Source organism: Promicromonospora sp. Populi, assembly GCF_041081105.1.
Classification (GTDB): domain Bacteria; phylum Actinomycetota; class Actinomycetes; order Actinomycetales; family Cellulomonadaceae; genus Promicromonospora.
The window spans coordinates 295448-310617 of sequence record NZ_CP163528.1 but is presented as its reverse complement, the minus strand read 5'-3'; the positions used below and the strand labels follow the sequence as shown (position 1 = coordinate 310617).

Genomic DNA, 15170 nt, shown 5'->3' with positions numbered 1-15170 from the left:
GCCGGCCGTGACCTGGACGGCGCTCGCCCTCGACCTCCTGGGCGTCTTCTTCTTCGCGGTATCGGGCTCGCTGCTCGCCGCCCGGCGGCAGTTCGACATCGTCGGCTCGCTCCTGCTGGGCACGTGCGTCGGCCTCGGCGGCGGCATCCTGCGGGACCTGGTGCTCGCCCAGGGTGTGCCGCGCGCCCTCGACTCGCCGATCTACCTCCTGCCCCCGGTGGTCGCCACGGTCGTCGTCTACTTCTTCGCGCACGCCGTCGAACGCTTCCACGACGTCCTGCTCATGTTCGACGCCGCCGGGATGGCGCTCTTCTCGGTCACCGGCACGCTCGTCTCGCTCGCGGCGGGCATGCACCCGGCGGCGGCCGCGGTCCTGGGGGTGGCGACCGCCGTCGGTGGCGGCGTCATCCGCGACGTCGTCGCCAACGACGTGCCGCAGATCTTCCGCGCCCGCGGCCTGTACGCCATCCCGGCCCTGCTCGGGGCCGGGCTCACGAGCCTCGTCTCCTGGGCGGGCTGGCTCAACCTCGCCACGGGCGCGGCGATCGCCGTGCTGGTGTTCGTCCTGCGGATGGTGTCGCTGCGCTACCGCTGGACGGCGCCGCCCGCGGGCGGCCGCCGGGCTGTTGGTGGCGGCCACTCAGCCGTCTGACGCCGTCAGCTCCCCTCGGTGAGGTCGTAGACGGTCGTGCCGCCGATATCGGTAGCGGTGAAGTTCTCCGCGACCCAGGCGCTGATCGTCAGGTCGTCGGCCGGGTCGGCCGCCGCGTCGTCGTCGGTTGCGTCGTCGTCGGCCGCGTCGTCACGGCTGGCCGCCGTCTTGCCCTCCTCGACACCACCGGCGATGAAGTAGGTGACCTCGCCGTTCGCGACGTAGTCCTGGAACTGGGCGAGGGTGGGCGCGGGGTCGGTGCCGGTGAAGCCGCCGATCCCGATCACCGAGGCGCCGCTGGCCAGCTCGAGCGGAGCAGCGGACTGGGCGCCGGCGGTCGCTGCCGCCCACCGGGTGGTCGTCGCTTGCAGCGCCTCGACGAGCTCGACACTCACGGCGGCCGGGCCTACGGCCGCGGCCCGGGCGTCGCTGTCGGCGTCGTCCGGCTCGACCACGGGGCCCGCGGTGGGCTCCGCCCCCGTGTGCGGGGCGGCGGCGGTCGCTATCGCGTAGCCGCTGGTGCCCAGCAGGGCCGCTGCCAGGGCGGCGACCAGACCGACCCGCATCACCCGCCCGGCGAGCGACACCACGATCGCGACGAGCGTCGCCGCGGCGACCAGGTAGCGCAGCTCGGGGTGCCAGTCCGGCGTCCTGCTCAGCAGCACGAAGGCCCAGGCCCCGGTGGTCGCTGCCAGCAGGGCCAGTCCCCCGCGGCCGGTCTCGGTGTTCCGCCGTCGCCACAGCTCGCGGCCGGTGATCGCCACGACGGCGCCGATCGCGGGGACCATCGTCACGGTGTAGTACGGGTGGAACTTGCCGCCCATCATCGAGAAGACCACCGCACTGACCACAAGCCAGCCGCCCCAGAGCAGCAGCCCTGCCCGCGCCCGGTCGGTACGCGGCGCCCGACGGGTCAGCACCAGGCCGAGGACGAGCGCGACCAGCGCGGTCGGCAGCAGCCACGCGACCTGCTCCCCGACCCCGGGGCCGAAGAGTCGACCAAGGCCGGCGGCGAGGTCATCCGCACCGCCGCCACCGGTTCCCGGGGCTGCCTGGCCCGTGTCCTCGGCCGCGAGGCGGGCGAGCCCGTTGTACCCGAGCGCAAGCTCCAGGACGCTGTTGTCGGTCGAGCCGCCGATGTAGGGCCGCGACTCGGCGGGCCAGAGCGCCACCGTGGCGACCCACCACCCGGCCGAGACGACTATCGCTCCGGCGGCCACGAGCAGCTGCCACAACCGGCGCCGCAGCGGGGCGTGCGCGGCCAGCAGGAACACACACGCGAACGCGGGCAGCACGAGGAAGGCCTGCAGCATCTTGGTGAGGAAGCCGAACCCCATGGCAGTACCGGCCAGCGCGAGCCAGAGCGTGCCGGACCGGGCGGTGGTGGCGTCGCACGCGCGCACCACGCAGTAGGCGGCGACCACGAGCAGCAGCACGAGCAGCGCGTCGGGGTTGTTGAACCGGAACATCAGCACCGCGACCGGCGTCACCGCCAGCGCCGCCGCGGCGAACAGGCCCACTGCCGGGCCGGACCAGCGGCGCACCGTCGCGTACAGCAGCGCGACGGAACCAACGCCCATCAGAGCCTGCGGCGCGAGCATGCTCCACGTGGAGAACCCGAAGATCCGGCCGGACAGGCCCATCACCCACAGCGCGGCGGGTGGCTTGTCCACGGTGATCGCGCCACCGGCGTCGAGCCCGCCGAAGAACCACGCCGTCCAGCTCTGGGTGCCGGCCTGCACAGCGGCGGCGTAGTAGTCGTTGGCCCAGCCGGACGCACCGAGCCCCCACAGGTACAGCAGGCCGGTGACGCCGAGCAGCGCGCCGACTGCCGGCCCCTCCCAGCGGGTGCGTGGTGGCGCGGTCCGCGCCGGAGTGATGTCGAGCCTGTCCGGCGGCGCAGTCTCCAGCTTTTGGTCGACGGTTGTCATAGGTTCCTCTCTCGGGGGTTGCGGAAGACCCAGCCACGCAGCAGCAGGAACCGGCCCACGGTGCCGAGCACCGAGGCGGCGCCAAGCACCGTCAGCTCCACCAGACGGGCGGGGTCCGGTTCTACGGCGTGCAGCAGGAGCAGGGCGGCTGAGGTGAACAGGTAGTAGAGGCCGAACACCACGAGGCCCTGCACGTGCGCCTTGCCGGTCGAGGTGCGGCGGCCGGCGAAGGTGAACCTGCGGTTGGCCTCGGTGTTGAACAGCGTGGTGATGATCAGTGCCGCCAGGTTGGCCGCGAGGACCGGCCACATCGTCCGGAACATCGCGTAGAGCGCGAGGTTCGCGACGGTGGAGACCACCCCGATCCCCGCGAACGACAGCAGCTGCCAGGACAGCCCGCCTTCCCGGCGGCCCAGTACCGCGTCGGGGTGCGCGGCCCGGGGCTCCGGACGACGCGGGAGGCCGGCCACCTGTGCACGGCCGGACGCCTTCTCGCGTGCGACGCGCACGAGGCCCTGCACGTCGTCCCACACGGTCGAGGCGACCGCCACGCGGGTGTCGACGTCCTCCACCCAGTCGACCGGCACCTCGTGCACCCGCAGCCCGTTGTGCTCGGCGAGCAGGAGCAGCTCGGTGTCGAAGAACCACCCGTCGTCCTGGACATGCGTGAGCAGCGGCCGGACGACGTCGGTGCGGGCCGCCTTGAACCCGCACTGGGCGTCCGAGAACTGCGCGCCGTGGCTCACCCGGATCAGCCAGTTGTAGCCGCGGGACAACAGCTCCCGCTTGGGGCCACGCACCGTGCGTGCCCCCGGCGCCAGCCGCGACCCGATCGCGAGGTCGGAGTGCCCGTTGGCCAGCGGCGCCACCAGTGGCAGCAGCGCGTCGAGGCCGGTGGACAGGTCGACGTCCATGTACGCAACCACGTCGGCGTCACTCTTCGCCCAGGCCTCGCGCAGGGCACGTCCGCGGCCCTTGCCGTCCACGTGCCGCACCCGGACGCCGTCGAGCTCAGCCGCCAGGTCACGCGCGACGGCTAGCGTCCGGTCGGTGCTCGCGTTGTCGGCGACCGTCACCGTCCACTGATAGGGGAACTCGTCGGAGAGGAACTGGTGCAGCACCCGGATACACCCGGGCAGGGAACGTTCCTCGTTGAATACCGGGACCACGATCTCCACCGTCGCGGTAGCGACAGCGGTCGCCGCGTGATCGGTGGAGCCGGGCGCGGGCTGCACGTTCGATGGGGTGAAAACAGGTCTGCTGGTCACAGACACCAGCGTGATCAGCGTGTTTGTGACTGCCCTAAGAGTCGGATCTCCCTGGCCACCCACGGCCGGCTCCAAGGATCCTCGAAGGTTTCCCGACCATCCTGGGCGCGAGCAGCAACAGGGTCCAGGAAGAGGTCACGACATGTTGTCACCCGCCGCCGGCCGACGACGAGCCGTCGCCGCCACCGCCGTCGTCAGCCTGACCGGCGTCGCGGTCACGGCCGTCACCGCCACCGCGCTGTGGTCCGCCACCGCGCAGGCCGACGACGCCGACCTCGGCACCGACTCCGGCACGAGCTCGGGCACCGTGCCGGACACGACGGACGAGGACAGTGCGCCCGTGACCCCCGGTCTGGAGAGCGCACCCGACGCCCAGTCCTCGGGATCCTGATGCGGAGTGCCCGCCACGAGTGGCCGGTCTGGAGCACCACGGCGGCCGTCGTGACGGCGCCGGAGGTGCTCGAGCCGTCAGTACGGCTGGTCGAGAGCGTTCTGGCCGAGGTCGACGCCGCGTGCAGCAGGTATCGCACCGACTCCGAGCTGGCCCGCGCCGGGCGGGCGCTGGCCGGCGGCGTAGAGGTGAGCCCCATGCTGGCGGCGCTGATCGAGGGCGCGCTGGAGGCCGCGCGTCGCACGGACGGCGCCGTCGACCCCACGCTGGGCGCGGAGCTGGACGCGCTCGGGTTCGGCAGGGGCATCGACGTCGTCGACGTCTCGCTGGAGCCCGGAGGCCCCGTCGTCCGGCCCCGCAGGGGCTGGGCCGATATCCGGCTCCGGGACCGCCGGCTCAGCGTGCCCGACGGCGTCGAGCTGGACCTGGGCGCGTCAGGCAAGGCCCTGGCCGCGGACCTCGCCGCGCACACGGTCCACGACCGATTCGGCGCGGGCGTCCTGGTCTCGCTCGGTGGTGACATCGCGACGGCGGGCGCCGCCGGCTTCGACTGGCAGGTGCTCGTCCAGGACACCGCGGACGACCCGGCCCAGCAGGTGTCGCTGCGCTCGGGCTGGGCGATGGCGACCTCCAGCACACGACGGCGGCGGCACGACTGGGCCGGGCAGGAGGTGCACCACATCCTCGACCCGCGCACCGGGCTGCCTGCCGCGCCCGTGTGGCGCAGCGTCACGGTGGTCGCGCCGAGCTGCCTGCTGGCCAACGCCTACAGCACGGCCGCCGTGGTCAACGGCCACCGGGCGCCCGCCTGGCTCGCGTCGCGCCAGGTCACCGCGCGGCTGGTCGACAGCGCGGCAGCGGTGGTCACCGTCGGCCGCTGGCCGGCGCAGGGCGGAGGTGATCGCCGTGGATGAGGTGCTCTGGGCGATCGGCCGGGCCAGCGGCGTCACGGCGCTGGTGCTGCTGACCGCGTCGGTGGTGCTCGGCATCCTGACCCGGTCCGGCCGGCCGCTGCCCGGGCTGCCCCGGTTCGCCATCGTGCTGGTCCACCGGGACGTCGCGCTGGCGGCTACCGCGTTCGTGGGCCTGCACGTGGTCACGCTGCTGTTCGACCCGCTCGCCCAGCTCTCCCTGACGGACCTGGTGGTGCCGTTCGTCGGCGAGTTCCGACCGTTCTGGCAGGGCCTCGGCACCGTCGCGTTCGACCTGCTGCTGGCCGTCGTCATCACGGCGCTGCTGCGGCACCGGCTGGGCCTGCGGACCTACCGGGCGGTGCACTGGCTGGTCTACGCCATGTGGCCGGTCGCGGTGCTGCACGGCATCGGCAACGGCACCGACGCGGGCACCGGCTGGTTCCTCGTCGTCACGGCCGTGAGCGTCGCCGCGGTCGCGGGCGCCGTCTGGTGGCGGTTGTCGCGCTGGTTCGTGGAGTCGTCCCGGTCCCGTCAGGAGGTTGGATGAGCACCGCCCAGGCCGTTGTCCTCTCGACCAGGACGCCCTCCCCGCCCGACGGCGCCTGGCCGTTCGCCGCCGGCGGCAGTGCCGGTCTCGCGGCACATCTGGCCGCCTACGGGCCCCTGCCCGCGCAGCGTCCCGGGGCCGGGCTGGTGCGCGAGCTGGAGCTCTCGGGGCTGACCGGGCGGGGCGGGGCTGGATTCCCGGTGTGGCGCAAGCTGACGGCGACGGCGACCGGGCACCAACCCGTGGTCATCGGCAACGGCGCGGAGGGTGAGCCGCGCAGCCAGAAGGACACGAACCTGCTGCAGCACGCGCCGCACCTGGTCATCGACGGGCTGCTGGCCGCCGCCGGCGCGCTGGCGGCGGACGACGTGTACCTGTACGTGCGCGCCGACAGCGCGGACTCGGTGCGGCGTGCCCTCGCCGAGCGTCCGGACGGCACCCAGATGCAGGTAGTCCTCGCCCCGCACACGTTCATCTCGGGTGAGGCCAGCGCCGTCGTGAACGCGATCGAGCGCGGCATCGCGCTGCCCACCGACAAGCGACACCGGCTCAGCGCAGCCGGGCTGCACGGGCGGCCCACCCTGGTGCACAACGTCGAGACGCTGGCCCACGTCGCGCTGGTCGCCCGCTATGGCGGGGCCTGGTTCCGCGGCACCGGCACCCCGGACGACCCCGGGACCCGGCTGGTGACGGTCTCCGGCGACGTCCGCATCGGCGGAGTCCTGGAGATCGCCGGCGGGACCCGGGTGGCGGACGTCCTCCGGGCCTGCCAGACCGACCCGGCGGAGGTCTCGGCGGTCCTGGTCGGCGGCTACCACGGCCAGTGGCTGCCCGCGGGCGAGCTGGGCGCGGCGCTCTCGCCGTCGGGCGGCGCTACGCCGGGAGCAGGCATCATCGTCGCGCTCGGCGCCGGTAGCTGCGGCCTGCGTGCGACTGCCGAGATCGTGGGCTACCTCGCCGGGCAGTCCGCCGGTCAGTGCGGGCCATGCATGTTCGGCCTGCCCGCGCTGGCCGGCGCCGTCGACCTGCTCGCCGCCGGTCGGCCACCTTCGGGCACGACCGACCGGATCGCCCGGCTGACCACCACCGTCGCGGGGCGCGGCGCGTGCCACCACCCGGACGGCACCGGGCGCCTGGTGCTCAGCGCGCTGGACGTCTTCGCCGAGGAGGTAGCGGCGCACACCCACGGCCGGTGCACGGCCGTCGTCGGGAGGCGGTCATGAGCCGGAGCGGGCTGCACGTCGACTGGACCCGGTGCGACGGCCGCGGGCTCTGCGCGGAGCTGCTGCCCAGGCTGCTCGTCCGGGACGAGTGGGGCTATCCCCTGCCGAGCCAGACCGCGCGGCCCGGGCCGGGCGGGGCACTCGTCCGGGTCCCGGCCAAGCTGACGGCCGACGCCGAACAGGCCGTCGCGCTGTGCCCGCTGCTCGCCCTGAGCCTGACGACCGAGGCCGACCGCTGAACCCTCAGCGTCCCGTCACCAGCACGACCTGGTCCCCGCTCACGGGAGCGGAACGCGCATGCTGGAGGAGCCCGGCAAGCCCCGCGGCTCCGGACGCGGAGGCCTGCACGCCGTACCGTTCCAGCGCCGCCCGGGCTACGACGAGCTGGTCGTCGTGCGCCCCGTGCACCGCACCGCCGGTGTCGGCGATAGCGGCCAGCGCCTCGGGGCCGTGCAGCGCGTGCCAGTTCACCAGCGGCTCGTTGTGCTCGGTCGTGACCACGCCGTCGCTCGGCAACACCCGGTAGGCGCCTGGCCAGCTCGTCACTATGGGGTTGTTGCCGGGTGAGCCGACCCCGTGCAGGGGCACGGTCCAGCGCAGCTCACGGAGCCGCCGATGCAGGGCGACCGCTGTGGTGCCGTTCCCGATCGGCAGCCACAGGGCGGCGTGCGCTCCCGCGAGCGCGCCGTGGAGCGAGTCGACGACGCTCCCGTGGCCGTCGAGCACCGCCTCCTGGTAGGGGCCGTCGACGTTGCCGTCCGCCGCGCCCGTCTCCTGCGCGAACAGCCGGGCCGCGTCTACGGCGTCCTCGTACCCGCCCGGGACGAACCGCACGTCGGCACCGGCCGCCTCGATGAACTCGCCGCCGTCGTTCCAGTCCAGGGGCAGGACAACGGTGCAGGTCAGGTCCGCGGCCGCCGCGGCGGCGGCCATGGCCTTGCCGTAGTTGCCGCACGAACCGACAACCACCCGGTCGTGGCCCGCAGCAAGGGCTGCGGCGATCACCGCGTGGGCGGCGGGCTCCTTGTGGCTGCCCGACGGGTACCGGGTCTCGTCCCGGAGCACCACCCGGGTCCCGGGAAGGAGGTCACCGACGACGATCGTCGAGGTCGTGTCCAGCGTGCCGGGGATCGTGGTCATGACGGCTCCGGTTCGGTGCGGGATCTCCGACCGGTGGTAGGTCTCCGACCGGTGGTCGCGGCGAGCAGCTCGTCCGCCTCGCGCTGCAGGTCGTCGCGCGAGCCGATCTCGCCCGCGGGCACTGCGTCGGGCAGCTCGTCCTCGACCAGGCGCAGGCGGGCGTCACACCAGCCGAACACCGCCCACCCGACCTGAAGGAGGCCGCTGAGCACGATCAGCAGGGCCAGCGCCCGTCCGGGCCCGACGCCGGCGAGCTGCCCGACGACCGTGTCCGCGAGCGCCCCGCCCGGTTCCAGGAGCGGCTGGACGTACCGCTCCGCCAGCGGCCCGACGACGAGGTAGCCGATCGGCACGGTCACCATCATCAGGGTGATGAACAGTGAGAGCACCCGGCCCTGCAGCTCGAGGCCGACCTTGCCCTGGACGATCGCCGTCCAGTGCCCGTCGGCCAGCGACTCCCCCACGCCCATGAGGAACATGCCGGCGATGATCAAGGCGGGTTCCGTGGTGAGCCCGACGAGCGTCATCGCGACACTGGCGACCCCCATGGAGATGAGCATCCCGTGGGTGCGCGGGGCCGTGCCGCCCCAGACGCCCATCGCGACGCTGCCGAGCAGCGCACCGGCACCGGCGGCCCCGAGCGCGGTGCCCATGACCGCAGCGGGCTGCTCGACGAGCAGCATCGGGGTGATGACGGCGAAGCCCAGGACGTAGAAGACGTGGTCGATGACGAAGTAGCGCAGTGCGGACCGCAGCCCGGGCCGGCGGGTGATGTAGCGCCACCCGTTGCGTATCTCCGTGCCGAAGCTCTCCTGCCGGCGCCGGAACAGGAGGTCCGGGAACCGGGTGAGCAGGAGCGTCAGCGCGCCGATGGCGAAGGTCACGGTGTCGAGCAGCAGCACCCCGCTGATGCCGATCACGCCGATGAGCGAGGCGCCGAGCATCGGGGCGAACACGGTGCCGACGCCCGCTCCGAGCTGTCCGATGCCGCTCGCGTGCCCGAGGTAGCGCTTGGGCACGAGCTGGGCGACAGCGGCGAGGTAGGCGGGTCGTTGGAAGGCACCCGCGAGCGACGTGACGGACACCGTCAGGTAGACCTGCCAGAGGTTGAGGCCGTTCGTGAGCAGCAGCACGAGCAGCGCGATCATCGCCGCCGCGGCGACGGTGTCGCTCGTGAGCATGACCTTGCGCCGGTCCCAGCGGTCGGCGACCGCTCCGGCGAAGGGGCCGGCGATGATTCCGGGCAGCAGGCCGACGGCGTTGACGACGGCGAAGTCGGTGATCGAACCGGTCTGCTGGAACACCCAGATGCTCAGCACGAAGCTGCTCAGGCTGCTGCCGACCATGGAGAGCAGCTGGCCGAACGCCACTACCCCGAACTTGCGCAGGTCGGGCTCGACGACGGGCGCCGCGGGACGGGACCGTTCGGCCTGGTCCAGCGCGTCACCCGGCGACGACTGGCCGACGTCGGCGATGGCCCCGGGGTCGGCGACGAAGTCGACGAGCGTCTCCGCGAGCGGCCGCGCGTGGTCCTTGACGAAGAAGTGCCCGGCGCGCGGCAGCACGGCCAGGCCGACGGCACCGTCGGTGAAGTGCCGCCACTCCTCGTAGCGCTCCTGGTAGTGCTCTGTGACGCGGTCGCGTGCGCCGACGACGGAGAGCACCGGCGCCCGCATCGGCTCCAGCTCCGCGCGGTAGGCGGCGGTGAAGTACTCCTCGGCGTCGCGGGCGTCGTGACGCACGTTGCGGAGCGTGAACGCCTTCTGCCCGTCGTCGTCCAGGTCGGTGAAGCCGCCCCGGGCGCGCAGGTACTCCAGGTACTCGCGGTCAGACGAGAGGCGGTCGATCGGCAGGTTCCGGTAGATCCAGTCGAAGACCCGCCCGGGCAGCCGCGCGGTGGGGAACCCCGCGCCGAGGGCGACGCCCTCGACCTGCGTGCCGGCCTGCTCGGCGCGGCGCGCCACCTCCACGGTGAGCGCGACGCCGAGGCAGTGCCCGTACAGCAGGACCGGGCCCTCCAGCTCGCCCAGCTCGGCGACTATGCGGTCGGCGACCACGTCGAGCGGTTCGAGGACGTCGTCGGGGCGGGAGCGGTCGTGGCCGGGCAGCTCGACCGCGTGCAGGGCCCACCCGGCGGGGACGGCGTCGGCGAGCGCCTGGTAGGCGACGGCGCTGCCGCCGGAGTAGGGCACCGCCACGATCGTGTGCCCGCCGCCGGCCAGGTCGGCGTCGGCCTCGGTGAGCCGGTGCAGGAGCCGCTGCTCAGCGGGCCCGCCGTCGGCGCGCTCGTCGAGGACGGCGGCGAGCCGGCGGATCGTGGCGTTCCGGTAGAGCTCGACCAGGCTGGGCGACGGGTCGATGCGCCGCACCACCTTCAGGGCGGCGAACGAGTCCCCGCCGAGGGCGAAGAAGCTGTCGTCGATACCGGGCGCCTCCACGCCGAGGATCTCCGACCAGACGGCAGCGATCTGCCGTTCGGTGGCGGTGCGCGGCTGCGGTCCCGCGGCCGGTCCCTGGTCCCCGGGGGCGGGCAGGGCGCGCCGGTCGAGCTTCCCGTTCGGCGTGGCCGGCAGCGCAGGGAGCGTGAGGATCCGGCCCGGGACCATGTGCCCGGGCAGCCCGGCGGCGAGCAGGTCCCGCAGGGCGGCCTCGTCGGCGTCGGCGTCGTCGCGCGTCACCACATAGCCGACGAGCTGCGCCAGCTCGCCGGGGCGCTGGTGCAGGGCCGCCGCGCAGGTCACCACGCCGGGCAGCGTGCTGAGCGCCGCCTCGACGTCGCCGAGCTCGATCCGGTAGCCGTTGACCTTGATCTGGTCGTCGAGCCGGCCGAGGAAGTCGACCGTGCCGTCGCGGTGCAGGCGGGCCGAGTCGCCGGTGCGGTACATCCGGGCGCCGGGTTCGTCCGCGAACGGGTCGGGGACGAACCGCTGTGCCGTCAGGTCGGGCCGCTCGTAGTAGCCGGCGGTGACACCGAGCCCGCCGAGGTACAGCTCCCCCACCACGCCCGCGGGCACCGGCTGCCCGCCGGCGTCGAGCACCGCTACCCGGTTGTTGGGAAACGGGCGGCCGATGGGCAGCGGCGCGTCGTCGGTCAGGTGGTCCACCGAGCCGTCGAAGTAGACGTTGTCGACGGTCACCTCGGTGACGCCGTAGGAGTTGACCACCCGATTACCCGCGCCGACCAGGCGCTGCGCCAGCCGGTACTCCCGGACGTGCCACTTCTCGCCGCCGCCGATCAGCAGGTGCACAAAGGCGAGGTCTCCTCCTGTCTCCTCCACGTGGTCGAGGAGCGCGCGCAGCACCGCGGGCACCAGCTCGGTGGTGCGCACCTGCTCGGCCCGCATCAGGGCGTAGAGGTCGGCTGGGTCGAGCATGGTCTCGCGCGGCGCGACGACGAGGCGCCCGCCCGCCGTGTGCGCACGCAGGGTCTCGCCGACGAACATGTCGAACGAGAAGCTGGCCGCCTGGAGGTACGTCCACTCCGGCCGCAACCCGTAGGCCGCCTGCCACATGCCGGCGGCGTGCACCAGGTTGCGGTGGGTGACGACGACGCCCTTCGGGGTGCCGGTCGACCCGGAGGTGTAGATGACGTACGCGGGATCGTCCGTGCCCGCGGCGGGCGGCAGGGCGCTGTCGTCATCGGGCGCGGCGGTGGCGAGGTAGGCGTCGTCGACCACTACCGTCGGGTTGCTGTCCGCCAGCATGGCGGCCAGGCGTTCGCGCGGGTACGCGGGGTCCAGCGGCACGTAGGCGCCGCCGGCCTTGAGCACCGCCCACATCGCGACGAACAGGTTGATGCCGCGGTCGAGGTTGATCCCGACCCGGTGACCGGGCAGCACACCCTCGCCCCGCAGCCGCCGGGCCAGCCGGTTGGCCCGGCGGTCGAGGTCCCCGTAGCTGACGGTCTCGCTCCCGACGGTGAGCGCCGGCGCGCCGGGATTCGCGGCGACGCGGCGCTCGAACAGCTCGTGCACCGCGGCGGCGTCCGGCACTGGGATGGTGGTGTCGTTCCAGTCGTGCACGATGCGGCGGTGCTCGACGTCGGTGAGCAGCGGCAGCCGGGTGATCGAGGCCGTCGCGCCGCGGGAAGCGGCGTCGAGCACCGTCAGGAGGTGGCCCAGCAGCGCGTCGACACGCTCGGCGTCGAACAGCTCGACGGCACGGTCGGCGTAGAGCACTGCCCCGTCGGCGGGAAAGTCCAGGCCGATCGCCAGGTCGACCATCGAGGCGACCGGCGGCAGCTCGCCGGCGTAGTGCAGGATCGGGTCGTCGGGCACCGGGGTGTTGTGCACCGTCAGCATCACCGGGCTCAGGCGTTTGCCGGCGCCGGACCGGGACAGCGCGGCCACGAGGTCGGGCAACCCCAGGTCCTGATGATCCAGGTCGCCGAGCACCGCGTCACGCACCCGGGCGACGAGCTCACCGAACGTCGGCTCGCCACTTACGTTCCCGCGCAGCGGAAGGGTGTTCAGCACCGGGCCGATCACCGAGGCCAGCTCGCCCGCCGACCGGCCCGCGCTCGGCGTGAGCACGGTCACGTCGGTGCGCCCGGTGTAGCGCCGGAGCACCACCTGGAGGGCGGCCACGACAACCATGTACAGGCTCGCGCGCTGCTCGCCCGCGAAGAGGCGCAGGCGGTCGAGCAGGTCCGGGTCGATCGACCGGGTCAGGCGCGCGGAGGCGTACGAGCGGACGGCGGGCAGCGGACGGTCGGCGGGCAGCTCCAGGCCGAGGTCGGCGCCAGCGAAGCGGTCCTGCCAGTAGGAGACGAGCGCGGGGTCCGCCTTCGCGAGTGCGCTACGGCCGGCGAGGTCTGGCGCGGGGGCGGCCGGGGCCAGTCCGGCGACGACGCTCAGGTTGTCCCCCGCTCCGCCGTCCGCCGCGCCGCCATCGAACATACCGACGTCGGCACCCCCGTAGAGCGCCGCGCGGTAGAGCGCTGCGAGCTCCTGGCCGAACACACCGGCCGACCAGCCGTCGAACACGAGGTGGTGCACCAGCAGGACGAGCTCCTCCCCGTGCAGAAATGCGTGCGCCACTGGCCCGTCGCGGTGGTCGACGGCGGCCCGGTCCGGCTCGCCAACGGTCAGGGGCACCGTCGCGGCGGGGTCGATGCGCAGGCTCGGCTCGGCGTCGTCGTCCGGGAAGCGGGCCCGCAGCAGCGGGTGCCGGCGGGCCAGCTCGGCCAGCGCGCGACGCAAGGCCGGCACGTCCACCGGTTCCGTCCAGCGGTACCGGATGCCCAGGGTGTAGACGGGGAGGTCGGCACAGACCTGCTCGGCGATCCAGTGGTCGCGCTGAATGGGGCTCAGGGGGTGGGGCACGTCCTCGGCGAGCCCGGCTGGGGTGGCGTCCAACATGTCGGTGGCGCCGGCGATCACCTCGGCGAGTGCGGCGACGGTCGGGTCGGCATACCACCGGGTGAGGGTCAGCGCGGCGCCGTGCCGCGAGCGCAGGCCGGCGATGAGGCGCACCGCGTCCAGCGAGTCGCCGCCGAGGGCGAGGAAGTCGTCGGCGGGGCCGGTCACCGCCGTACCGAGCACTTCCTCGAACAGCGCCGCTGCGGCTCGCTCCGGGGCCGTGCCTAGGGTCTCGGCGGTCCGTTCGGCGGGTATCACCGCCGCGAGCGCCAGCTTGTCGATCTTGCCCTGGGGGGTGAGCGGGAGGCGGGCGTGGCGCACGAGGGCGCTGGGGACGAGTGCCGCGGGCAGCACGTTGCCCAGCGCGCCGCGCACGCCGTCGAGGTCGGTCTCGGCGGCGGTGACCACGTGTGCCACGAGCCGGGCGCGGCCGCGGCGGTCGTCGACGAGCACCACCGCGTCGTCGACGTCCGCGATCGTGCGCAGCACTGCCTCGACCTCGCCGGGCTCGACCCGGTGGCCGCGGATCTTGACCTGGTCGTCGAGCCGGCCGAGGAACTCCAGCTGCCCGTCCGCCCAGCGCACGCGGTCACCCGAGCGGTACTCCCGCGCGCCGTCGGGGCCCGTGACGAACCGGTCGGCGGTCAGCTCCGGCCGGTTCAGGTAGCCCTGGGCCACGCCGGTGCCGCCGATGAGCAGCTCGTCGTCGTCGCCCACCCGGCAGGTCACTCCGTGGTGCGGGACGCCGATCGGCACGACCTTGCCCGACCACTCGGTCACGTCCGCGAAGGTGGCACTGACGGTGGTCTCGGTGGGGCCGTAGGTGTTGTAGAGCCGTGCGGTGGTGCCGACCGCCTGCTGCCACTGGCGCACCGCGTCCGGCCGGGCGGTCTCGCCGCCGATGATCACGCAGCGCACCGCGGCGGGCAGCGCCGCCTCGCCGCGGTCGAGGGCCGAGACCAGCTCGTGCCAGTACGCGGTCGGCAGGTCGAGAACGGTGATCCCGAGCACGCCGCAGCGGTCGAGGAACAGGTCGGGGCGGCTGATCATGTCGTCGTCGCGCAGGACCAGCGTGGCGCCGCTGCTCAGCGTCGGGAAGATCTCCTCGACGCTGGCGTCGAAGCTCAGCGACGCGAACTGCAGCACCCGGTCGCCCTCCCCCAGTGAGAACTGCTCGGCGGACACGCGACTGAACTCGCGCAGCGAGTCGCGACCGATGAGCACACCCTTGGGCCGACCGGTGGAGCCGGAGGTGAAGATGACGTAGGCCGGCTCGTGCTGGGACACGCTGTCGGGGAGCGGCAGCACTCCCTCGGCGGTGACCAGTGCCCTCGGCCGGGTCTCCTCGACCATCATCCGCAGGCGGGGCTCAGGGTAGGCCGGGTCGAGGGGCACGTACCCGGCGCCGCTGCGCAACGTGGCCAGGAAGGCCACGACGGCGTCCCGGCCGCGCGGCAGGCGCACACCGACGAGGTCACCCGCCCGCACGCCGGCTGCGGCCAGCCGGTCCGCCGTCTCGGCGACCCGGGCGACAAGGCCCGCGTAGGTCAGCTCCTCGGCTCCGTCGATCAGTGCCGCGGCGTTCGGTGTCCGCCGGGCCTGTGCGGCGACTGCGGCCCAGAGGTCCACCACGGACGCAGGGGCCTGCGCTGTCTGAGTCACCGGACTCCTTCTTCAGTTCGCTGAGGTGCTGTGCGGGACGCAGCGTCACAGAACTGGTCGAAAGCATCCGGGGGATAGCTCG

Annotated in this window: 10 protein-coding genes; 6 read left to right on the top strand and 4 right to left on the bottom strand. The window is 73.6% G+C overall.

From position 1 onward, the window contains the following. Positions 1–7 precede the first annotated feature (7 nt). Complete coding sequence (locus AB1046_RS01390; RefSeq protein ID WP_369371994.1) at positions 8–652, top strand: trimeric intracellular cation channel family protein; 645 nt, start codon at positions 8–10, stop codon at positions 650–652. Positions 653–657: 5 nt separating this feature from the next. On the opposite strand, the gene AB1046_RS01385 is transcribed toward AB1046_RS01390, so the two are convergent. Further along, the gene (locus tag AB1046_RS01385; protein ID WP_369371993.1) at positions 658–2583 is read right to left on the bottom strand and encodes an ArnT family glycosyltransferase; all 1926 of its coding nucleotides are present in this window, start codon (positions 2581–2583) and stop codon (positions 658–660) included. Continuing rightward, positions 2580–3851 (bottom strand): glycosyltransferase, encoded by a 1272-nt coding sequence (locus tag AB1046_RS01380; protein ID WP_369371992.1) that lies wholly within the window; start codon positions 3849–3851, stop codon positions 2580–2582. Before AB1046_RS01380 ends, AB1046_RS01385 begins: the two co-directional genes overlap by 4 nt. A gap of 142 nt (positions 3852–3993) precedes the next feature. Here AB1046_RS01380 and AB1046_RS01375 point away from each other — a divergent pair, with 142 nt between their 5' ends. Genes AB1046_RS01375 through AB1046_RS01355 form a run of 5 tightly spaced genes read left to right on the top strand, consistent with a single transcriptional unit; the run spans position 3994 to position 7165 of the window. Next, positions 3994–4242: a hypothetical protein gene (locus AB1046_RS01375; protein WP_369371991.1), complete on the top strand. Its 249-nt coding sequence runs from the start codon at positions 3994–3996 to the stop codon at positions 4240–4242. Continuing rightward, a complete protein-coding gene (locus tag AB1046_RS01370; protein ID WP_369371990.1) occupies positions 4242–5156 on the top strand; it encodes an FAD:protein FMN transferase in 915 nt (304 codons plus the stop codon). Before AB1046_RS01375 ends, AB1046_RS01370 begins: the two co-directional genes overlap by 1 nt. Further along, on the top strand, positions 5149–5703 hold the full coding sequence (locus AB1046_RS01365; RefSeq protein WP_369371988.1) for a ferric reductase-like transmembrane domain-containing protein: 555 nt from the start codon (positions 5149–5151) through the stop codon (positions 5701–5703). The genes AB1046_RS01370 and AB1046_RS01365 overlap by 8 nt, the downstream gene beginning before the upstream one ends. Then, positions 5700–6926: an NADH-ubiquinone oxidoreductase-F iron-sulfur binding region domain-containing protein gene (locus AB1046_RS01360; RefSeq protein WP_369371987.1), complete on the top strand. Its 1227-nt coding sequence runs from the start codon at positions 5700–5702 to the stop codon at positions 6924–6926. The genes AB1046_RS01365 and AB1046_RS01360 overlap by 4 nt, the downstream gene beginning before the upstream one ends. After that, positions 6923–7165 carry a ferredoxin gene (locus AB1046_RS01355; protein ID WP_369371986.1) on the top strand — a complete coding sequence of 81 codons (243 nt, stop codon included), beginning with the start codon at positions 6923–6925 and terminating at the stop codon, positions 7163–7165. Before AB1046_RS01360 ends, AB1046_RS01355 begins: the two co-directional genes overlap by 4 nt. Before the next feature lie 4 nt (positions 7166–7169). Here AB1046_RS01355 and AB1046_RS01350 read toward each other — a convergent pair whose 3' ends face one another. Together AB1046_RS01350 and AB1046_RS01345 are read right to left on the bottom strand one after the other, a co-directional pair. After that, positions 7170–8066 (bottom strand): pyridoxal-phosphate dependent enzyme, encoded by an 897-nt coding sequence (locus tag AB1046_RS01350; RefSeq protein ID WP_369371985.1) that lies wholly within the window; start codon positions 8064–8066, stop codon positions 7170–7172. Beyond that, the gene (locus AB1046_RS01345; RefSeq protein WP_369371984.1) at positions 8063–15088 is read right to left on the bottom strand and encodes an amino acid adenylation domain-containing protein; all 7026 of its coding nucleotides are present in this window, start codon (positions 15086–15088) and stop codon (positions 8063–8065) included. The genes AB1046_RS01350 and AB1046_RS01345 overlap by 4 nt, the downstream gene beginning before the upstream one ends. Positions 15089–15170: the final 82 nt, after the last annotated feature.